This window comes from Streptomyces sp. TRM49041, assembly GCF_008271805.1.
Classification (GTDB): Bacteria; Actinomycetota; Actinomycetes; order Streptomycetales; family Streptomycetaceae; genus Streptomyces.
In genome coordinates this window covers 15,294-34,190 of the sequence record NZ_VSRY01000128.1, presented here as the reverse complement: position 1 = coordinate 34,190, position 18,897 = coordinate 15,294, and the positions used below count along the sequence as shown (strand labels likewise).

The window sequence follows — 18,897 nt, the reverse complement described above, 5'->3', positions numbered from 1 at the left end:
GGATCGGGTCCAGGTCCGTCCGGCTGGACTTGCGCCAGTCCAGGCCGGGGGCGTTCACGTTCTGGTACGCCTTGGTGCCGTGTCCGTTGCTGATGGTCCCTACCGGGGTCATTCTGCTCCTTGGGTGTGTGTCGGCGCGGGGCCTGTCCCCCGTGCCGTCGTGCACATACTTGGGCTCTGTGGCCCGGGCCCGTCTCGGCTGTCGACCTGTCCAGGGCGTGGCAGCCGAGACGGGAGTCAGTAGCCGTACCGCGCGGATTCCAGCCTCGGCCAGGGTGCGCAGTCCGGGTCGAGCAGCGGGTGGGCCCAGCCGTCAGGGCGCGCCCCGGACGCCGAATCCGGCGCAGGCACCCGCTCCTGCCGGTCGCCGAGGGGCCGCTCACACCGGATGCAGTACCGTGTGCCGCTCATCGCCGTCACGACCGGGCCCCCTGCGCGCCGTCGGCGGCCGCCTCCAGCCAACCGAGGTGCCTGGTCAGGCACACCACGGCGCGGGCGAGACGCTGCCCGTGCGCGACGAGCGCCGGCAGGGCGCTGCTCCGCGGGCCGTACTCCAGTCGCACCCGGGCTTCCCGGAGACCGGCCTCCGCGTCCGACCGCGTCACATCGCCGTCGGGGCGCCGGTTGGCAGCGTCCTCGACGGCGGGGATGAGCTCCATCAGCATGCCGCGATAGGCGAGGATCAGTGTGTCCACCTCGTCTGTGGTGGGCAGGTCGGCGGCCGGGTCGAGGAGCCGCTGCGCGGTCGCGCGCATCGTGTCGATGTCCGGCGTGGCGCGCTGGGCGCAGCAGCGGCGGCAGGCGCGCGGGTACCAGGCGGTGCGGGCGGTGCCGTCCCCGGAGTACCGGATGCCGAGCTCGACGGCACTGTCGGGTGCCAGCTGGGTGCCGCAGTGCACGCAGTGCAGGCCGTACCGCTGCCTCTCGGTCAGTGTGTGGAGTGGGGGAAGGGTGCCCCTCTCGTGCTCCTGCGCGGTCACCGCTTGGCCTCTCGGTCGGGATCGGTTACGTGGGGACCGTAGGCGCGGTACAACAGTCTGTGAGCACGCAGTGTGCGTGCCTCGCAGGGGAGATGTGCATGGACACTGGACGCGTCGGGCGCCGCATCGCCTACTGGCGCGAGCACCGGGGACTCACTCAGGCCGACTTCGGGCGGCTCATGGGCCAGTCCCGGCGCTGGGTCCAAGACCTCGAAGGTGGGCAGCGCCAGACCGACCCCAGGCTGTCCGTGCTTCAGCGGGCAGCGGAAATCCTGCGCATCCCCCTCGAACGACTCGTGACCGACCCCGCGCCCACTTCCGCGCCCTTACGCCTCCCCGCCGACCTGGCCGCCCTGGTGGACTCCTTGCACCATCCCGCACAACGTCCCCGCACCTCCGTGCATCTGCCGGAACTGTGGCGCAGGTTGGGGTTCTGCTGCCAGGCGTGGGCCGCCTGCCACTACACCGCCTGCGCTCGCGACCTGCCAGCAATCCTCGCTGACGCCCACGCCGCCGCTGGAGAATGCGCCGAGGGATCGTTGCTGCTGTCTCGCGCCTACCAGCTCACCGCCAGCCTCCTTTTCAAGTACGGGCAGCTTGGCCGCACTCCCGGTGTACTGGCCGCTGACCGGGCGTTGGCCGCCGCCGACACCGCCGGAGATCCGGTGGCGATCGGCGCCTCTGCCCGCCGTGTGGCGCGTGGGCTGATACACCAGCAGCGGCACGCGGCGGCCGCCGCCTACGCCACGATTACCGCCACAGAGCTACGGGCGGACCTCGAACAGGGGGGCCCGGCCGGCCTGTCCACACTCGGCATGTTGTACCTCGTAGCTGCCGTTGGGGCGACCGGTGCTGGACGGTCCCCGGCCTCCGTCGCCGAGGCAGCCGAACGACTGGGAGAGGCCGAGGAGGTAGCGCAGCGACAGGGCGACGACCAGGACGCGGACTACACCGCGTTCGGCCCCACCAACGTCCAGCTGCACGAGGTAGACGTGCTTCTCCGGCTCGATGACGCCTGGTCGGCGCTGGAGGCCGCGCAGCGTATCGCCCCTGGCGCCTTGGCGGGGCTCGGCAGGGAGCGGCGTGCCCGGCACCTCGTGACCAATGCACGCGCTTCGACCTTGACTCGGCGCCGCGAAGACGCTACCCGGGACCTGCTGGAAGCCGAGAAGCTGGCGCCCGAGGAGGTGCGGCGGCCAGCAGTGGTCGGGCTGGTGCGGGAGCTGATGATGCTCGTACCGAATCCCGACACCAGCTTGCGCGGGCTTGCACAACGCTGTGGACTCCCCGCATGACGCGAGTGCTCTACCTCATCGCTACCGCCGCTGGCCCTACCCAGTACATCGACCGCGGTGTACGCGCCGCGCAGGCCGCCGGCTGGGACACCTGCCTCATCCTGACCCCGACCGCCGCCAGCTGGTGGGAGGGCAGGCTGAGTGAGTTGGAGACGCTGACGGGGCATCCCGTGCGGCACCGCTACACCCGTCCGGGGGAGTCTGGCGGACTGCCGAAGGCAGACGCGATGCTGGTGGCGCCTCTGACTACGACGAGCCTGTGCAGGTGGGGCGCGGGCATCACGGACACCGTGGCCCTCGGTATCCCCGCTGAGGCAGTGCACCTCGGCATCCCGGTGGCGGCAATGCCTTTCTGGTCCACGGCTCTCGGTGCGCAGCCCGCAGTCCCTCGGGCGATTGCCGCACTCCGCGAACAGGGCGTGCTGGTGCTGGATGGTCCGGACGGTTACCAGCCCCACGCGCCGAAATCCGGCGACGGCGCCGCGTACCCATGGGAGCGGGCGCTCACCGCCTTGGAACGCGCCATGCTCTGACCCCGGCGTGCAGGGAAGGGCGCGGCGGGAAATGACGAAGGCGCCCCCTGCCGTCCCCGGAGCTGGGACAGGGGCGGCCGGGATGCCCTCACGCTCCGGGGGGGTGCGAGCGCCACCAACCGTCGGCCCCTCACCGTTCGGCGTCAGACGCATCCGGGGCCGCAGGCGAGCCGCACACTGGCAACGACGAAGGGCTGACCCGTTTTCGCAGGTCAGCCCTTGATCGTTAAGGGTGAGTAACGGGACTCGAACCCGCGACATCCTGGACCACAACCAGGTGCTCTACCAGCTGAGCTATACCCACCACGACCGGTCTTCTTCCCGACCGGCCGAGAAAAAGTGTACAGGGTCCGAGAGGGTGCTCGCGCACTCGTTTACGTGGTGCTGATCAGTCGCCCTGACCGGGGTCGTGTGCCGGGGCTACTTCGAGGGCTCCGGGGGGAGGACGTGGCGGGACGCGATGGTCTTCGCCGTGTCGGAGTCGGGGCCGGGCTGCGGGACGAAGATCGCCTCGCGGTAGTAGCGCAGCTCGGCGATGGACTCGCGGATGTCGGAGAGCGCCCGGTGGTTGCCGTTCTTCTCGGGGCTGTTGAAGTACGCCCTCGGGTACCAGCGGCGGGCCAGTTCCTTGACCGAGGAGACGTCGACGATCCGGTAGTGGAGGTAGTCCTCCAGCGTGGGCATGTCACGGGCGAGGAAGCCGCGGTCGGTGCCGACCGAGTTGCCGCACAGCGGTGCCCTGCCGGGCTCCTTGACGTGCTCGCGCACATACGCCATGACCTGTGCCTCCGCGTCGGCGAGGGTGGTGCCGCCCGCGAGCTCGTCGAGGAGTCCGGAAGCGGTGTGCATCTCGCGCACCACGTCCGGCATGGTCTCCAGGGCCGCGTCCGGCGGCCGGATGACGATGTCCACGCCCTGACCGAGCACGTTCAGTTCCGAGTCGGTGACCAGTGCGGCCACCTCGATGAGTGCGTCGTCCGTCAGCGAGAGCCCGGTCATCTCGCAGTCGATCCACACCATGCGATCGTTCATGCGACCACCTTAAAGGGACCGCCGGTGAAGGGGTGGTCTCGTGTTCCCCTCCGCCGGCGGTCCCTCTCGGTTCCTCTCGGACGTGCCGTGCCGTTACGGCGCGCTGCGCTGGCCCGGCAGGGCCGCCCGGCCGGACCCGTACACGTCCGCGTGCGGCTTGCCCGGGTCCTGGCCCACCCCGGCGGCGGCGCCCGCCGTCGGCCGGCGCAGCCCCGGGCCCGGGACTCCGCCCTGGGGCGGGACGACCGGCTCGGCGGCCCCCGGCGGCGCCCCGTCACCCTGCGGGCGCCGGGCCCGGTAGGCGGCCCGGTACGCGGCCGGCGACGAGCCGAGCTGGCGCCGGAAGTGGCCGCGCAGCGCCACGGGTGAACGGAAGCCGCAGCGGCCCGCGACCTCGTCCACCGAGTAGTCCGACGTCTCCAGCAGCCGCTGTGCCTGGAGCACCCGCTGGGTGATCAGCCACTGGAGCGGCGCCGAGCCCGTCAGTGAACGGAAGCGCCGGTCGAACGTGCGCCTGCTCATGTACGCCCGCGCCGCCAGCGTCTCCACGTCGAACTGCTCATGGAGGTGCTCCAGCGCCCACGCCACCACCTCGGCCAGCGGATCGGCGCCGATCTCCTCGGGGAGGGACCGGTCCAGATACCGCTCCTGGCCGCCGGTGCGGCGTGGTGGCACGACCAGCCGCCGGGCGAGTGCCCCGGCCGCCTCCGTGCCGTGGTCGGTCCGCACGATGTGCAGACAGAGATCGATTCCGGCCGCCGTTCCCGCGGACGTCAGTACGTCGCCGTCGTCGACGAAGAGCTCCCGCGGGTCCACATGGACCGACGGGTAGCGCTTGGCGAGCGTCGGTGCGTACATCCAGTGCGTGGTGGCCGGCCGCCCGTCCAGTAAACCGGCGGCGGCGAGCACGAACGCACCCGTGCACAGGCCGACGATACGGGCGCCTTCCTCATGGGCGCGGCGCAGCGCGTCGAGCGCCTCGGCCGGTGGCGGCGAGGTGATCGACCGCCAGGCCGGTACGACGACGGTGCCCGCTCTGCTGATCGCCTCCAGGCCGTACGGCGCGGAGAGTTCGAGTCCCCCGGTCGTGCGCAGTGGCCCTTCCTCGCCCGCGCAGACCAGCAGCCTGTAGCGCGGAACTCCGGCGTCCTGGCGGTCAATCCCGAACACCGAGAGTGGGATGGAACTCTCGAAGATGGGGCCGCCGCTGAACAGCATGACGGCGACGACCTCGCGACGGCGGCGTCCGGACAGTTTTCGTCCGGTCTCCGGTGCGGCGGAGTCCTGGCTCATGACGCTAAGCCCCCCTCGGTGTTCGCGTCTCCTAGGTCCTGTCGCTCCTGCACGTTTCCCCTCGGTTTTGCACGAGACCCCGTTCTCCGATAGTCATGATCGAATCTACTGTGTCCCGCGGCGCCGGAGTGACAAGTTCCGCATCCGGCACTATGTCGACAAGGCAACTTGGCGCGAAGCATTCGATCACGAAGCGTTTCACCCTGAGGGCCCCGCAGGGAAGTGCGTCTCGCGCTCATGGCCCATCCGCGTAGGGTGCGCGAGCCCTCTGCGGCCCTTATCTCCCTGGTGGCAAGGGGGTTCGCAGGCCATTCCGACAAGGATCGGCGGGTTCACCGAAGTTGGCCGAAAACATATGGGTGCGAGTGTGCGAAGGCGTCAGTCTCCCGGCGTACAACCCGCCCCGTGGCGTCCGCCGCGGTGCGCTCCCGTCCCGCTCCGCGAGTGGCGGCCCCGGTGCGGAGCGGGTGGCGCGGCCGGCTCCTCGGCCGGGGGCTCGGACAGCAGTGCGACCGGGGTGCGTTCGGAGCGGCGCAGCAGCACCCGGCAGGCGGCGGTGACCGCGGCGAGCCCGAGGGTGGTGGTGGCGGCGCCGCCGAAGGGCATGCCGTACAGGAGGAGGACGAACGGGACCAGGGCGCAGCTGAAGACCGCCCAGCGGACCACGTCGCTCGCCGCGTCGGCACCCCGCCCGCAGTGCCCGGAATGCCTGCCGGGCGCGGCGGGCCCGGCGTTCGCGGCCGGGGCGGCGGGGGCGGTCGGGGCGGCCGGACCGGGCATGGTGGGTGTCGTCGTCGGCCATGGGCCCGCCGCCGTCTCCGTCCCCTCCGCGGCGCTCGGGTATGCCGGCTCGGCCGGTAGTGCGGCCACCGTTCGTACGGTCCTGCCCGCGGGGGTGCGGGCGGGCGCTGCGGGGCTCGGGGCGGCTGCCCGGGCTGCGTACACGGGAGGCTCCCTGGGAGTGGTGCGGTGGTCGGGCGGACCGCGCTGACAAACGAGTGGCGGGCCGCTCCGGTCACTGCCGGGAACGGGTGCGTGACGCTCCGGGAGGGCGATTACGGGCCCCGGCGGGCCGTCCGGGGGGACGCCTGTAGGGGGCATCCGGCGTTGCGTCCGGGGGCGGCCTCGTGCATGCTCCCTGGAACGCCGCGAGAAGGGCGGCGTACGCGCTGGCAGTACTGGGCACGAGAGGAGTGGCGCCGTACCCTTGGGGGTATGGGGTTGGGAAGATGATTCCCGGACACAGCTCCGACAGACGATCTTGTCCCTTGAGCCCTCCTCACAAGGACCTTCTTCGCCGAGACATCCATGGCCGGTCACGAATTTCCTGAACCAGCCGACCGCAGGCAGGTCGCCGATTCGGCGGTGGACCCCCTGGCGGCGGACGACACACGCCATTCCTGTGATCCCGCGTTCCAGCACGGCGTGGTCGTCGGCTTCGACGGATCGACCTCCAGCGAGCGGGCGCTCGCCTACGCGATCGGCATGGCGCGCCGGTCCGGCTCCGGTCTGATCATCGTTCATGTGGCGAATCGGCTGCCCACCACCGTCTGGGCCGGCTGCGAGCCCCCCGTCTTCGTCGACGTACCGGACCACCGCACCGAGGTCCTCGGTTTCGAACTCGCCTGCGCGGAACACCTCACCGAGGTGCCCTGGATCCTTGTCGAGCGCGGCGGCGACATCTGTCACGAGCTGGAGGAGGTCGGCCGCGAGTACTCGGCCGACGCGATCGTGGTCGGCTCCACGCACGGCATCGTGGGGCGCATTTTCGGCTCGGTCGCCGGCCGGCTCGCACGGCGTGCGCAGCGGCCCGTCGTTGTCATCCCGTGACCAGTCGTTGTCCCTGGTGAGACCTGGTCAACTCACCTCCCTCACGAACGAATTAAGCCCCCGTCAGAGGTGGATTGTGCGTTTGTGAAGGGTATATCGACATGGCTGGGAAGCAGCGCAACTGCACATGAAGGGAGCCCGCCGTGGACAACGACGTCTCTGCGGGGAGCAGTACCTCCACTCTCGGCCACCTCGCACTCGGACTGACGCTGCTGGCGTTCGGCGTCGGCAGCACCGGTGTGATCGACAACGTCGGGGCCGCGGACGCCTCGGCCCTCGCGACCTGGGTCGGCGGCGTCGCCCTCTTCGTCGCCGGACTGTTCGCCTTCCGCGCCGGCGACAGCCGCGAGGGGACCGCGTTCGCCGGACTGGGCGCGTTCTGGTTCACCTGGGGCACCGGCGTGGGCGCCCAGGTCTCCGCCGAGGCCGCCGGCCTCTTTCTGCTCCTGTGGGCGCTCCTGGCGCTCACCCTGACCGCTGCGGCGAGCGGCAGCGGACTGCTCGGGCAGGGCGTGTACGGGCTGCTCTTCCTGGCACTCCTGCTGCTCGGCATCGGCGCCTTCGCGGACGCCTCCGCGCTCGGCAAGGTCGGCGGCTGGCTCGCCGTCGTCGCGGGCCTCGCGGCCTGGTACGGCGCGACGGCGTCGCTCGCCAAGTGGCCCAGCCTCACCGGCCGCACCGCGAGCCGGGGCGCGGCGGCCACGAGCTGAGCCACAAAGGCCGGTGCGAGGGCGGCACCGGCCGTGCGAAACAGGGCGGTCCCCGGTGTGTCGGTGGCACACACCGGGGACCGCCCTTCTCGCGTCCGGACCGGCGCCGCGGCACAGCCGGTCCGCCCGGTTTCGGTCGAGTCGGCGATCGTCAGGAAGGCGCATCGCCCCCGGACACGCGGTGAACCCGCAGGTCGGGGAGCGTACCCGGGGCGGCCGGAATACGGCGCGGAGCGGGCGGAGGGCACTTGCCGGTGGCTGATGCGGCTGCCAGGCTTCCACCGCGCGCTCTGCGGCGGCCGGGGAAAGGGACAGACCCCCGGCCGGCCCCCCACCCGTTGGTTCTGCCCGATATTCGATGGACGACCAACTAGGAGTGCTCTTCCCATGCCGCGATCGACACCGCGCACGCTCCTGCTCGCCGCCGGAACCGCCGCCCTCATGGTGGCCGGCGCCTCCGCCCCGGCGACCGCCTCCGCCCCGGCGGCCGCCTCCGCACCCGCCCAGGCATCCGGCGGCGCGTCGGCGGCCGCCGGGTTCTGGTCCTGCACCGTCCCCTCCGGCTACACGTACACCAACACCCGCAACACGCTCAGCTGCTCCACCAGCGGGGGCTTCAGGACCCAGTTCTACGTCCAGCCGCCCGCCGACAACCTGTGGGCGTGTACCACGAAGCCCGGCTTCACCTACACCTCCACGCGGAACACCCTCGACTGCTCCACCAGCGGCGGCTTCCGTACGAAGTACCTGCTGCGCACGCCGAGAACCGGCCTGTGGGCGTGCACCGTCCCGCAGGGCTTCACCTACACCCGTACGCAGAACAGCCTGGACTGCTCCACGAGCGGGGGCTTCCGCACCAAGTACTACCTGCGCGCCCTCTGACCACCGGCCTGGCACGCGACAGAGCCCGGGGGCCGGCCGCACGGCCGGCCCCCGGGCCCCTGTTTCCGCGTGTGCGCGCCTCTGTGTGCGCGTGTGCGTGCTTACTCGACCGTGACGGACTTGGCGAGGTTGCGCGGCTTGTCGATGTCGCGGCCAAGGGTCAGCGCCGTGTGGTAGGCGAAGAGCTGGAGCGGGATGCCCATGAGGATCGGGTCCAGCTCGTCCTCGTTCTTCGGGACGACGATCGTGTGGTCGGCCTTCTCCTGCTCCTGGTGGGCGACCGCGAGGATCTTGCCGCTGCGGGCCTTGATCTCCTCCATCGCGGCGCGGTTCTTCTCCAGCAGGGAGTCGTTCGGGACGATCGCGACGGTCGGCATCGCGGGCTCGATGAGCGCCAGCGGGCCGTGCTTCAGCTCGGAGGCGGGGTACGCCTCGGCGTGGATGTAGGAGATCTCCTTGAGCTTCAGGGACGCCTCCAGGGCGACCGGGTAACCGCGGACCCGGCCGATGAACATCATCGACTTGGCGTCGGCGTACTCGGCGGCCAGCTTCTTGATGTCCTCCTCGCCCTCGAGGATCTCCTGGATCTGCTCGGGCAGCCTGCGCAGGCCCTCGATGATCCGCTTGCCGTCGGCGACCGACAGGTCGCGGATACGGCCCAGGTGCAGCGCGAGCAGGGCGAACGCGACGACCGTGTTGGTGAAGCACTTGGTGGAGACCACACAGACCTCCGGGCCGGCGTGCACGTACACGCCGCCGTCGGCCTCGCGGGCGATGGCGGAGCCCACGACGTTGACCACGCCGAGGACGCGGGCGCCCTTGCGCTTGAGCTCCTGCACCGCGGCGAGCACGTCGTACGTCTCACCGGACTGCGACACCGCGATGTACAGGGTGTCGGGGTCCACGACCGGGTTGCGGTAGCGGAACTCGGAGGCGGGCTCGGAGTCGGCGGGGATACGGGCCAGGCCCTCGATCAGCGAGGCGCCGATCATGCCGGCGTGGTACGAGGTGCCGCAGCCGAGGATCTTCACCCGGCGGATGCCGCGCGCCTCGCGGGCGTCCAGGTTCAGGCCGCCCAGGTGCACGGTGGAGAACTTCTCGTCGATGCGGCCGCGCAGGACGCGGTCCACGGCGTCGGCCTGCTCCGAGATCTCCTTGTGCATGTACGTGTCGTGGCCGCCCATGTCGTACGAGGCGACCTCCCACTCCACGGTCTCCGGGGTGGCGGTGGTCCGCGTGCCCGAGGTCGTGTACGTACGGAAGTCGTCGGCCTTCAGGGTGGCCATCTCGCCGTCGTCGAGGGTGACGACCTGGCGGGTGTGGGCGACCAGCGCGGCGACGTCGGAGGCGACGAACATCTCCTTCTCGCCGATGCCGAGGACGACCGGGGAGCCGTTCCGGGCGACGACGATGCGGTCGTTGAAGTCGGCGTGCATGACGGCGATTCCGTACGTGCCCTCGACGACCTTGAGCGCCTCGCGGACCTTCTCCTCCAGGCGCTCGGCCTGCGAGCGGGCGATCAGGTGCGTGAGCACCTCGGTGTCGGTCTCCGAGGCGAACACCACGCCGTCGGCCTCGAGCTTCGCGCGCAGCTCGGCGGCGTTGTCGACGATGCCGTTGTGGACGACCGCGACCTTGTTCTCGGGGTCGAGGTGCGGGTGGGCGTTCTCGTCGCTCGGGGCGCCGTGGGTGGCCCAGCGGGTGTGGGCGATGCCGGTCGTACCGGTGAAGCGCTTCGGGATACGGGCCTCCAGATCCCGGACCCGGCCCTTGGCCTTGACCATCTTCAGGCCGGACGCCTTCGGGCTGGTGATCACGACGCCCGCGGAGTCGTAACCCCGGTACTCGAGCCGCTGCAGGCCCTCCAGCAGCAGCGGGGCGACATCGCGCTTACCGATATAGCCGACAATTCCGCACATAGAGTGTGTACCCCTTCTGGTTTCCGGGAGTGTGCTCAGCCGTAGACGATCCGGCGCAGCTGCCGGAGCGAGAGCTCCGGGGGCGCCACGGCGCGGTGCGGCAGCTCCGCCGCGATGCGCTCGAAGATCTCCGAGTTCGCGGCACCGGCCGCCTGTAGTTCGCGGTGGCGGCGGCGGACGTACTCCTCGGTCGTCTCGTCGAAGTACGCCAGCACGTCGAGCACCACCCGGGCGGCCTCACCACGCGGGAGCGCGGTGCTGCGCACCAGGTGGTCGATGAGGTCGTCATGCGACGGGCGGCGATCGAGCACCCGTAGATACTGAGGGGTGGACGGGCTTCTTCGCAAGATTCCTGCCCGATATCGGGCAGGAACCTTCATGATCGGAAGTCGGGGCGGCCTTGGTCTAGACCGGCCCCCTACCACCAGGACCGGGTTCCCATACCTGGAGGCCATGTCGTACGACGCTCAGGGGCGGGGCGGGGCGGGGCGGGGCGGGGTGGGGCGTTGGCTCGGGGCGGTCTCAGGACTGGTCGCCGTGTACGTCCGTGCGGGCGGCGGCTGACACCCACGGAGCGGGCTCGATGACGCGTGCCGGACGCGTCAGCCACACGCGGTGCCCGCCTGCCGCAGCCGTGAGGCCGAACTCCGCCCCCTCCGGGCAGCCGAGCTCAACGTACTCGGCGTGCACCTGCTCGATCTCCCGCCACAGCGCCCGCGCACCGTACTGCCACACGTCGTGACCGCTGACGTGGGCGGCGGCTGAGCCGGTGAGGTCCTGCACCCACAGCTTCGCGCCGGTACCGGCGCGGGTGTGCCACATCCGTACGCCCGGCAGGCGCGCGCCCGCGTAGAGGGCGAAGCCGAGGGTCAGCAGCTCGTGCGGCACCAGGCCGGTGACGCTGTGACGGACGGTCGAGTCGTCGACGGCGGGGGGCTCCGACGCCGGCCGATGGGAGCGCATCAGCATGTACGAGGCGCCGCCCTCGAACCGGCCGTGACCCGTGGCGTCCATCCGGATCAGCGCGCCGGACCAGAAGTCCCGGTCCAGCGGCGCGACGAGGACGCCGTCGGGCCGGAGCTGTTCCAGCAGCGCCGTAGGCACATGGCGCAGCGCGCAGGTCACGACGACCCGGTCGAACGGCGCGGCCGACGGCACGCCCCACTCGCCGTCGGCATGGGCGACGCACGGTTCGTACCCGGCGGTGGCCAGTCGGCTCGCCGCTTGGCCGACCAGCTCGGCGTCGACCTCCACAGTGTGCACGTTCCGGTCTCCGACGCGGGCGCACAGCAGCGCGGCCAGGTGACCGGTGCCGGTCCCGACCTCCAGGACCCGGTGTCCGTCCTGGACGTCCAGGAGCTGGAGCACGCGGGCGACCATGGACGGCTGGGAGTTGGAGCAGGTGGCGATGCCGGGGCCGTCGGGCCGGCCGTCGTCGAGTTGGGTGACGACGGGCTCGTCGGAGTGGACGAGGGCGAGGCGGTCGGCGCCTGTGACGGGTACACAGCCGGTGGGCTCCTGGCGCCAGACGCGGTCGGGGATGAAGCGGTCGCGCGGCACGTCGAGCCAGACGCGGCGCCAGGCCGTGTCGAGCAGGCCCCGCTCGTGAAGCTGCTCCACGAGCGCCGCGTGCCCGCCGGTGGGGGCGGTGGTCAAGGTCGGCTCCTCACTTGCCCGGCCCGGAGCCGTCCGGGGACGGGGGCTGCGGGGGCGGGTTCCAGGGCTTGTCGGAAGGCGGTCCGGCGTGCTTGCCGTTGTCGGCCATGGGTACCTCCTGGTGGTGGGCCGGATGGTGGCTGCGGTGGGTGGTGCGGTAGACGGGAGCTCAACGGTCGCCGTAGGGGCCGACCTGGTGGCCCCGCCCGTACGGGGCTTGGCGCGGCCCGCACATCGGGTGGTAGTACGAGTCAGGTCTCGCACCGGACGCGGAGAACCCCTCAATGACCTTGGCTCCGCCCGTGATCGGCTTGTCGCAGTAGACGCAGAACTCCGTGCCCGCCACGGTCACGGTGCCCTCGCCCTCCGGGACGCTCACGCCCGGCTCCGCGTGGCGCGGCAGTCGGCGCAGGCGCGAGGGAACCAGCGGACCCGGCCGCCGTACGGGGTCTCGTCGTACCGGTCGCCGTATTCGACGGCCGTCTTGGCATCGGCGGGGGTGAAACGGTGTCCGCAGTGGACGCAGTCCAAGCCGTTCCGGCGCACGTCGGTCAGCGCACCGTACGCGGGCAGGGCGGGCTCCGGCTGCTGCCGCGTGGCGGCGCTCACCGGGTCCGCTCCTTCCGGGCCGCGGCATCGGGGGCAGGCGCACGGCGGGAAGATGAGCGCGGGCGGCGGCGGGTCGGCCGGCGCCACCTCGCGCCGCTCGCGCATTGTGCGGGTGGTGCCGTCGCGATGCCTCGCGAGCACCTTGATCGTCGTCATTTTGCAGCCCCTCCTTGCGGGTCGTCGCGGCGTCAGGCGCTTCCGACCGTAGAGACGGGCTGTGCACGCACTCCAGCACTGTGCAGATATGTGCAACTCTCCTCACTCGTAGGGATGGTGGCCCTCTCCGGCCCTTGACCGGCCCTCGGCAGAGGACGAAAGTTGTGCACACTGCTGCACAACTCCCGCCAACGGAGGCTGTCATGGCACTGCAGTTCATCGGCATCGACCCCGGCACCGGCGACGACGAGAGTCCCACCGTGTGGGTTGATCAAGAGAGCAACGAACTCGTCTTCCAGGGTTGGAAGCCGAGCCCTGAATTGGAGGCGGAGTGCACCGCGTTCGAGGTCCCCGGTCACGCCAAGGGGATCCCGGACCACGAGGCCGTAATCCGTATCCCCGCCAGGATGGCGCACATGATCAGGGAGGCATGCGATGCCGTCGAACGTTCCAGCCTTCGATGAGCTGATCGCGTCCTGCACGCGCTCCGCCGTGCACTTGGAGATGCGCGACAGTTACGCCGTGGACTACGAGAAGGGGCCGTTTGTCGCTTGGCGGAGCGGCTTCCGCCACGACCCGGCGGATCGCGCGTCCTGGTGGCGGCCATGGCTCGATCTCATGCAGGAGACGGTGTCCCGCGGAGTAGTGGTACGCAGGGCACGGATAGTGTCCGAACCCGTCAGCGAGTACACCAGGTTCCTGTACGACGGGACGTTCACCAATATCGCTGCGGGCGAGCAGGTCCGATGGCTCCCCAGACGGCGAGCCTCGGATATCGCCCTGCCTGGCAATGACTTCTGGCTCTTCGACAACCGCTTGGTCCGCTGGAACCACTTCACGGGAGAAGGCGCATCGGCCGGCCCGGAGATCTCCGACGACCCGGCGGCGGCAAAGCTCTGCGCCGAAGCGTTCGAAGCGGTCTGGGATCGCGGCATCCCGCACGAGCAGTACGAGATTCGCTAGCAGGTATCACCGGACAGCCAGCTCATGCCCATCTCCCCGTCCTCGTCCGCCCAGGCCGCACGCGAGGCGGTCGCTGTGCGCCTGCGCGATCTCCGCAAGAAGGCTGGGCTGACGGTCGCTGAGCTGGCTGGCCGGTGCGGCTGGCACCACGCCAAGACGTCCCGCATCGAGAACGCCCGCACCGCACCCTCCGCCAAGGACATCCGTCTGTGGTGCGGCGCTACCAGCGCTGAGGACCAGGCCGAGGACCTCATCGTTCGGTCGCTGCACGCGGAGTCGATGTACACGGAGTGGCGGCACCAGATGCGCAGCGGGCTGAAGCAGCTGCAGAACAGTTCAGCGCAGTTCTTCCGCGATACTCAGCTGTTCCGTGTGTACTCCTCCACCCTCGTCCCCGGACTGCTGCAGACCGAGGGGTACGCGGCGGCGATCCTCCGCACAGTCGCCCGCTTCCGAGAGCTTGCCTTCGACGACAGCGCAGAAGCCGCTCGCGCCCGCGTCGAGCGGTCCCGCATCATCCATGAGCCGGGGCACCGATTCGTGCTGCTGATCGAAGAGTCCGTGCTGTACCACCAGATAGCCGACGCGGACGCGATGGCGGCTCAACTCGGCTACCTCCTCACGGCCGGCGCTTCGCCTTCGGTATCGCTCGGGATTGTCCCCATGGCTACGCACGAGCGCGGTCAATGGCCACGCGAGACATTCCACGTGTACGACGACACCCTCGTATCGGTTGAGCTGGTGTCCGCGCGCGTGCGGATCTCACAACCCAGTGAGGTCGCCCTCTACCTGAAGGCGTTCGAGCAGCTCCGCAGCATGGCCGTGTACGGGCGCGACGCGCGGGCCCTGATCGTCAAAGCCGTTGAAGCCCTGCGGTGACCAGAGATGACGAAGGCCCCCTGTCCTCGCTCGCACACGCGCGGAGAACAGGGGGCGTCGTCGTAGGTCGGCGGAGGGGTCGTCGGGCTCAGGCCGAGAGGCCCATTTCGCGGGCGATCAGCATGCGCTGGACCTCGCTCGTGCCCTCGCCGATCTCCAGGATCTTGGAGTCGCGCCACATGCGGGCCACCGGGTACTCGTTCATGAAGCCGTAGCCGCCGTGGATCTGGGTGGCCTCGCGGGCGTTGTCGACGGCGACCGTGGAGGAGTACAGCTTCGCCACCGCCGCCTCCTTCTTGAACGGTTCGCCGCTCACCAGGCGGGACGCCGCGTCGCGCCAGCCGATGCGGGCCATGTGGGCGCGCATCTCCATGTCGGCCAGCTTGAACTGGATGGCCTGGAACTCGCCGATGGCCTTCCCGAAGGCATGACGTTCCTGCGCGTACTTGAGCGACTCGTCCACGCAGCCCTGAGCCAGGCCCGTCGCAAGGGCGGCGATCGCGATGCGGCCCTCGTCCAGGATGCGGAGGAACTGCGCGTAGCCGCGGCCCTCCTCGCCCAGGAGGTTGGCCAGCGGGACCCGCACGTTCTGGAAGGACAGCTCGCGGGTGTCCGAGGCGTTCCAGCCGACCTTCGAGTACGGGGCCGCCACCGTGAAGCCCGGTGTGCCCGACGGGACGATGACGGACGAGATCTCCGGGCGGCCGTCCTCCTTGCGGCCCGTCACGGCCGTGACCGTGACCAGGCCCGTGATGTCCGTGCCCGAGTTGGTGATGAAGCACTTGGTACCGTTGATCACCCACTCGTCGCCGTCCCGCACGGCCGTCGTGCGCGTGCCGCCCGCGTCCGAGCCGCACTCCGGTTCCGTCAGACCGAACGCGCCCAGCATCTCGCCCGAGCAGAGCTTCGGGAGCCACTGCCGCTTCTGCTCCTCCGTACCGAAGCGGTACACCGGCATCGCGCCCAGCGAGACGCCCGCCTCCAGCGTGATGGCCACGGACGAGTCGACCCGCGCCAGCTCCTCCAGCGCGATGCCGAGCGCCAGGTAGTCGCCGCCCATCCCGCCGTACTCCTCCGGGAACGGCAGGCCGAACAGGCCCATGCGCCCCATGTCCCGCACGATCTCGTACGGGAACTCATGGCGCTCGTAGAAGTCGCCGATCTTGGGCGCCACCACGTCGTGGGCGAACTCCTCGACGGTACGGCGCAGTTCCTCGTGCTCTGCCGAGAGCCGGTGGTCCAGGGACATGGGGGTCACTCCTTGTGGGAGAGGGCGCGGACGGTGCGGGAGGGGCTGGGACGGCCCAGCTGTTCGGCCAGCCACACGCTGGTGGCGGTGAGCCGGCCGAGGTCGACCCCGGTTTCGATGCCGAGGCCGTGGAGCATCCACACGAGGTCTTCGGTGGCGAGGTTCCCGGTGGCGGACTTCGCGTACGGGCAGCCGCCGAGCCCGCCGGCGGAGGCGTCCACCGTGGTCACGCCGTGCTGGAGCGCGGCGAAGGTGTTGGCGAGGGCCTGCCCGTATGTGTCGTGGAAGTGCACGGCGAGCCGCTCCGTGGGCACGCCCGCCTCGTTGAGCGCGGTCAGCAGGGCCTGTACGTGGCCGGGGGTGGCCACGCCGATCGTGTCGCCCAGGCTCAGCTCGTCGCACCCCATGTCGGCGAGGCGGCGGGTCACGCCGACGACCTGCTCGACGGGGACGGGGCCCTGCCAGGGGTCGCCGAAGCACATCGACAGGTAGCCACGGACGGTGAGCCCCTCGGCCTTTGCCCGGGCCACGACGGGCTCGAACATGGCCAGGGCCTCGTCCACCGTGCGGTTCAGGTTGGCTTTCGCGAACGTCTCCGTGGCGCTGGCGAACACGGCGACCTCACGCGCGCCCAGCGCCAGCGCCCGATCCAGGCCGCGCTCGTTCGGGACGAGGACCGGCAGGCGTATGTCCAGGTCGCGGACCAGGGGGAACAACTTCTCCGCGTCGGCCAGTTGGGGCACCCACCCGGGGTGCACGAAGCTCGTCGCCTCGACCGTGCCGAGGCCCGCCCCGGCTAGGCGGCGGATGAACTCGGCCTTCACCTCCGTCGGGACGGTCGCCTGCTCGTTCTGCAGCCCGTCGCGCGGGCCGACCTCGTGGATCCGGACACGGGCCGGGAGGCCGGGCGCGGGGACGGTCATGGGCAGTCCGGCGGTCATCGCTCGACCTCCTCCTCAGGGGCGTGCGGCTCGACGACGGCCAGCACCTGGTCCATGGCGACCGTCGTGCCGGGCGTGACGTCCAGCTCGACTACGGTGCCGTCGTGCGGCGCGGAGATGACGTGCTCCATCTTCATGGCCTCCACCACGACGAGGCCCTGCCCCGCCGTCACGGCGTCGCCCACGGCCACCTTGACCACGGTGACCGTGCCGGGCATCGGCGCCGTGAGCGAGTCCGCTCCCGAGTACGCCGAACGGGTGAGGGACGCCTCGACCGGGTCGTGGTCCTGGACGTTCCAGCTGTCGCCGTCCCGGCCGAGCCAGGAGCCGGCGCGGTGGAACGTGTGTGTGACACCGTCGAGCGTGACGGTGACCCGGTCGCCGGTGACGGTACGGCCGGTGGCGCGGGCGATGTGCGTGACGGGCTCCGTGCCCGGTACGCGCAGCGGGTGCGCGACCGGCAGCGGCTCGCCGCCCATCCGCCACCCGCTCGGCACCGAGAACGGGTCCGTCCAGCCCGTGCGGGCGTCCGGCCGGGCGCGCAGCGCGTCCTCGCGGACGGCGGCGGCCGCCTCGTACACCTCGTCCGGTACGCCGTCGCCCACCAGCCCGTCGGCTTCGCGCTCCACGAGGCCTGTGTCCAGGTCGCCCGCGACGACCGCCGGGTGGGCCAGCAGCCGGCGCAGGAACCCGGCGTTCGTCGGCACGCCGAGCGTCACCGTGTCCGCGAGCGCGGCACGCAGCTTGCGCAGGGCCGTGGCGCGGTCGGGGCCGTGCACGATGACCTTCGACAGCATCGGGTCGTACAGGCTGGACACCTCGGTGCCCTCGCTGAGCCCGGAGTCGGTGCGCACCCTCACCCCGGGCTCTCCGGACAGGGGGGACCCCCCGTCCTGCGGCTCGCACAGCGCCAGGACCGTGCCTCCGGACGGCAGGAATCCGCGTGCCGGGTCCTCGGCGCAGATGCGGGCCTCGATGGAGTGCCCGGTGAGCGTGATGTCCTTCTGCTCGTACGGCAGCGGCTCCCCGGCCGCGATCCGCAGCTGCCACTCCACCAGGTCCAGGCCCGTGACCAGCTCGGTCACCGGGTGCTCGACCTGGAGGCGGGTGTTCATCTCCATGAAGTAGTACGAGGACGGGTCGTTGCCCGGGACGATGAACTCGACCGTGCCCGCGCCCCGGTAGCCGCAGGAGCGGGCCGCCTGGACGGCCGCCTCGCCCATAGCCGCCCGGGTCTCCTCGTCGAGCAGGACGGACGGCGCCTCCTCGATGATCTTCTGGTGGCGGCGCTGGAGGGAGCACTCGCGCTCGCCCAGGTGGATCACCTTGCCGTGGCCGTCCGCCAGGACCTGGATCTCGATGTGCCGGGGCCGGTCGATCCACCGCTCCACCAGGAGCGTGTCGTCACCGAACGACGCACGCGCCTCACGCCGCGCCGAGGCGATCTCGTCCTCCAGCACGGAAAGGTCCCGCACCAGCCGCATGCCCTTGCCGCCGCCGCCCGCCGACGGCTTGAGCAGCACGGGGGCGCCGAGCTCGCGGGCGGCAGCCTCAAGGCCGGGGTCGGCGGCGCCCGGGACCACCGGGACGCCGGCGGCCCTCACCGTCTCCTTCGCGCGGATCTTGTCGCCCATCAGGGAGATCGCGTCGGCGGGCGGGCCGATGAAGACCAGTCCCGCGTCGGCGCAGGCCCGCGCGAACGCGGCGTTCTCCGCGAGGAAGCCGTAGCCGGGGTGCACGGCCTGGGCGCCGGTCCTGTGCGCCGCCTCCAGGGGGCGCTCGACGGACAGATAGCTCTCGCCGGCCGGCGGCGGGCCGATCCGTACGGCCGTGTCCGCCTCCCGTACATGACGCGCGTCGGCGTCCGCGTCGCTGAAGACGGCCACGGACCTGATGCCGAGGGCCCGCAGCGTACGGATGACCCGGACGGCGATCTCGCCTCGGTTGGCCACCAGAACGGTGTCGAACAT

20 protein-coding genes and 1 tRNA gene are annotated in these 18,897 nt (G+C 71.1%); 8 read left to right on the top strand and 13 right to left on the bottom strand.

Annotation, left to right across the window (positions count from 1 at the left end; all coding sequences use genetic code 11):
- Positions 1-416 precede the first annotated feature (416 nt).
- Positions 417-980: a DUF6415 family natural product biosynthesis protein gene (locus FVS66_RS35485; RefSeq protein WP_222946938.1), complete on the bottom strand. Its 564-nt coding sequence runs from the start codon at positions 978-980 to the stop codon at positions 417-419.
- A gap of 98 nt (positions 981-1,078) precedes the next feature.
- Between FVS66_RS35485 and FVS66_RS15775 the strand changes: the two genes are divergently transcribed.
- Positions 1,079-2,275 carry a helix-turn-helix transcriptional regulator gene (locus FVS66_RS15775; RefSeq protein WP_262387016.1) on the top strand — a complete coding sequence of 399 codons (1,197 nt, stop codon included), beginning with the start codon at positions 1,079-1,081 and terminating at the stop codon, positions 2,273-2,275.
- The gene (locus tag FVS66_RS15770) at positions 2,272-2,808 is read left to right on the top strand and encodes a flavoprotein (protein WP_149181824.1); all 537 of its coding nucleotides are present in this window, start codon (positions 2,272-2,274) and stop codon (positions 2,806-2,808) included. The genes FVS66_RS15775 and FVS66_RS15770 overlap by 4 nt, the downstream gene beginning before the upstream one ends.
- A 231-nt stretch (positions 2,809-3,039) precedes the next feature.
- Here the strand turns inward: FVS66_RS15770 and FVS66_RS15765 are convergent.
- The 4 genes from FVS66_RS15765 to FVS66_RS15750 form a co-directional block, all read right to left on the bottom strand.
- Positions 3,040-3,112, bottom strand: a tRNA-His gene (locus FVS66_RS15765).
- Positions 3,113-3,228: 116 nt separating this feature from the next.
- Positions 3,229-3,840, bottom strand: coding sequence for an oligoribonuclease (orn, locus tag FVS66_RS15760; protein ID WP_149181823.1), 612 nt, complete (start codon positions 3,838-3,840; stop codon positions 3,229-3,231).
- A gap of 93 nt (positions 3,841-3,933) precedes the next feature.
- Positions 3,934-5,133, bottom strand: a complete 1,200-nt coding sequence (locus FVS66_RS15755) for a helix-turn-helix domain-containing protein (RefSeq protein ID WP_149181822.1) — start codon at positions 5,131-5,133, stop codon at positions 3,934-3,936.
- 378 nt (positions 5,134-5,511) lie between these two features.
- Positions 5,512-6,003: a hypothetical protein gene (locus FVS66_RS15750; RefSeq protein WP_399225630.1), complete on the bottom strand. Its 492-nt coding sequence runs from the start codon at positions 6,001-6,003 to the stop codon at positions 5,512-5,514.
- 438 nt (positions 6,004-6,441) lie between these two features.
- Here FVS66_RS15750 and FVS66_RS15745 point away from each other — a divergent pair, with 438 nt between their 5' ends.
- The 3 genes from FVS66_RS15745 (at position 6,442) to FVS66_RS15735 (ending at position 8,555) form a co-directional block, all read left to right on the top strand.
- Positions 6,442-6,963, top strand: coding sequence for a universal stress protein (locus FVS66_RS15745; RefSeq protein WP_149181820.1), 522 nt, complete (start codon positions 6,442-6,444; stop codon positions 6,961-6,963).
- A gap of 143 nt (positions 6,964-7,106) precedes the next feature.
- Positions 7,107-7,673, top strand: a complete 567-nt coding sequence (locus FVS66_RS15740) for a GPR1/FUN34/YaaH family transporter (RefSeq protein ID WP_149181819.1) — start codon at positions 7,107-7,109, stop codon at positions 7,671-7,673.
- Positions 7,674-8,060: 387 nt separating this feature from the next.
- Complete coding sequence (locus tag FVS66_RS15735; RefSeq protein WP_149181818.1) at positions 8,061-8,555, top strand: hypothetical protein; 495 nt, start codon at positions 8,061-8,063, stop codon at positions 8,553-8,555.
- Positions 8,556-8,656: 101 nt separating this feature from the next.
- Here the strand turns inward: FVS66_RS15735 and glmS are convergent, their stop codons facing one another.
- The 5 genes from glmS to FVS66_RS15710 all read right to left on the bottom strand — a co-directional run bounded on the left by glmS (position 8,657) and on the right by FVS66_RS15710 (position 12,895).
- Positions 8,657-10,474 (bottom strand): glutamine--fructose-6-phosphate transaminase (isomerizing), encoded by a 1,818-nt coding sequence (glmS, locus tag FVS66_RS15730; RefSeq protein WP_149181817.1) that lies wholly within the window; start codon positions 10,472-10,474, stop codon positions 8,657-8,659.
- Between the two features lie 35 nt (positions 10,475-10,509).
- Positions 10,510-10,785, bottom strand: coding sequence for a hypothetical protein (locus tag FVS66_RS15725; protein ID WP_149181816.1), 276 nt, complete (start codon positions 10,783-10,785; stop codon positions 10,510-10,512).
- Positions 10,786-10,996: 211 nt separating this feature from the next.
- Entirely contained in the window at positions 10,997-12,130 is a 1,134-nt protein-coding gene (locus FVS66_RS15720) for a methyltransferase domain-containing protein (RefSeq protein ID WP_149181815.1), read from the bottom strand.
- Between the two features lie 169 nt (positions 12,131-12,299).
- Complete coding sequence (locus tag FVS66_RS15715) at positions 12,300-12,509, bottom strand: hypothetical protein (protein ID WP_262387015.1); 210 nt, start codon at positions 12,507-12,509, stop codon at positions 12,300-12,302.
- Positions 12,506-12,895, bottom strand: a complete 390-nt coding sequence (locus FVS66_RS15710) for a hypothetical protein (RefSeq protein WP_149181814.1) — start codon at positions 12,893-12,895, stop codon at positions 12,506-12,508. The genes FVS66_RS15715 and FVS66_RS15710 overlap by 4 nt, the downstream gene beginning before the upstream one ends.
- 203 nt (positions 12,896-13,098) lie before the next feature.
- Here FVS66_RS15710 and FVS66_RS15705 point away from each other — a divergent pair, with 203 nt between their 5' ends.
- From FVS66_RS15705 to FVS66_RS15695, 3 genes are read left to right on the top strand one after another with little or no spacing between them, the layout of a single operon-like run.
- Positions 13,099-13,359: a hypothetical protein gene (locus tag FVS66_RS15705; protein WP_149181813.1), complete on the top strand. Its 261-nt coding sequence runs from the start codon at positions 13,099-13,101 to the stop codon at positions 13,357-13,359.
- Positions 13,331-13,858: a DUF6879 family protein gene (locus FVS66_RS15700; protein ID WP_149181812.1), complete on the top strand. Its 528-nt coding sequence runs from the start codon at positions 13,331-13,333 to the stop codon at positions 13,856-13,858. Before FVS66_RS15705 ends, FVS66_RS15700 begins: the two co-directional genes overlap by 29 nt.
- Positions 13,859-13,882: 24 nt before the next feature.
- Positions 13,883-14,737, top strand: a complete 855-nt coding sequence (locus FVS66_RS15695; protein ID WP_149181811.1) for a helix-turn-helix transcriptional regulator — start codon at positions 13,883-13,885, stop codon at positions 14,735-14,737.
- An 88-nt stretch (positions 14,738-14,825) separates the two neighbouring features.
- Here FVS66_RS15695 and FVS66_RS15690 read toward each other — a convergent pair whose 3' ends face one another.
- Genes FVS66_RS15690 through FVS66_RS15680 form a run of 3 tightly spaced genes read right to left on the bottom strand, consistent with a single transcriptional unit; the run spans position 14,826 to position 18,897 of the window.
- Positions 14,826-15,986, bottom strand: coding sequence for an acyl-CoA dehydrogenase family protein (locus FVS66_RS15690; RefSeq protein ID WP_149181810.1), 1,161 nt, complete (start codon positions 15,984-15,986; stop codon positions 14,826-14,828).
- Between the two features lie 5 nt (positions 15,987-15,991).
- Positions 15,992-16,927, bottom strand: a complete 936-nt coding sequence (locus FVS66_RS15685; RefSeq protein WP_149181809.1) for a hydroxymethylglutaryl-CoA lyase — start codon at positions 16,925-16,927, stop codon at positions 15,992-15,994.
- Positions 16,924-18,897, bottom strand: a complete 1,974-nt coding sequence (locus FVS66_RS15680; protein ID WP_149181808.1) for a biotin carboxylase N-terminal domain-containing protein — start codon at positions 18,895-18,897, stop codon at positions 16,924-16,926. The genes FVS66_RS15685 and FVS66_RS15680 overlap by 4 nt, the downstream gene beginning before the upstream one ends.

Bases quoted from the DNA above. Each gene is read 5' to 3' on its own strand.
- FVS66_RS15775 (WP_262387016.1), top strand. From the start codon at position 1,079: ATGGACACTGGACGCGTCGGGCGCCGCATCGCCTACTGGCGCGAGCAC.
- FVS66_RS15770 (WP_149181824.1), top strand. From the start codon at position 2,272: ATGACGCGAGTGCTCTACCTCATCGCTACCGCCGCTGGCCCTACCCAG.
- orn (WP_149181823.1), bottom strand. From the start codon at position 3,840: ATGAACGATCGCATGGTGTGGATCGACTGCGAGATGACCGGGCTCTCG.
- FVS66_RS15755 (WP_149181822.1), bottom strand. From the start codon at position 5,133: ATGAGCCAGGACTCCGCCGCACCGGAGACCGGACGAAAACTGTCCGGA.
- FVS66_RS15745 (WP_149181820.1), top strand. From the start codon at position 6,442: ATGGCCGGTCACGAATTTCCTGAACCAGCCGACCGCAGGCAGGTCGCC.
- FVS66_RS15735 (WP_149181818.1), top strand. From the start codon at position 8,061: ATGCCGCGATCGACACCGCGCACGCTCCTGCTCGCCGCCGGAACCGCC.
- glmS (WP_149181817.1), bottom strand. From the start codon at position 10,474: ATGTGCGGAATTGTCGGCTATATCGGTAAGCGCGATGTCGCCCCGCTG.
- FVS66_RS15710 (WP_149181814.1), bottom strand. From the start codon at position 12,895: ATGACGACGATCAAGGTGCTCGCGAGGCATCGCGACGGCACCACCCGC.
- FVS66_RS15705 (WP_149181813.1), top strand. From the start codon at position 13,099: ATGGCACTGCAGTTCATCGGCATCGACCCCGGCACCGGCGACGACGAG.
- FVS66_RS15700 (WP_149181812.1), top strand. From the start codon at position 13,331: ATGCCGTCGAACGTTCCAGCCTTCGATGAGCTGATCGCGTCCTGCACG.
- FVS66_RS15695 (WP_149181811.1), top strand. From the start codon at position 13,883: ATGCCCATCTCCCCGTCCTCGTCCGCCCAGGCCGCACGCGAGGCGGTC.
- FVS66_RS15690 (WP_149181810.1), bottom strand. From the start codon at position 15,986: ATGTCCCTGGACCACCGGCTCTCGGCAGAGCACGAGGAACTGCGCCGT.
- FVS66_RS15685 (WP_149181809.1), bottom strand. From the start codon at position 16,927: ATGACCGCCGGACTGCCCATGACCGTCCCCGCGCCCGGCCTCCCGGCC.
- FVS66_RS15680 (WP_149181808.1), bottom strand. From the start codon at position 18,897: ATGTTCGACACCGTTCTGGTGGCCAACCGAGGCGAGATCGCCGTCCGG.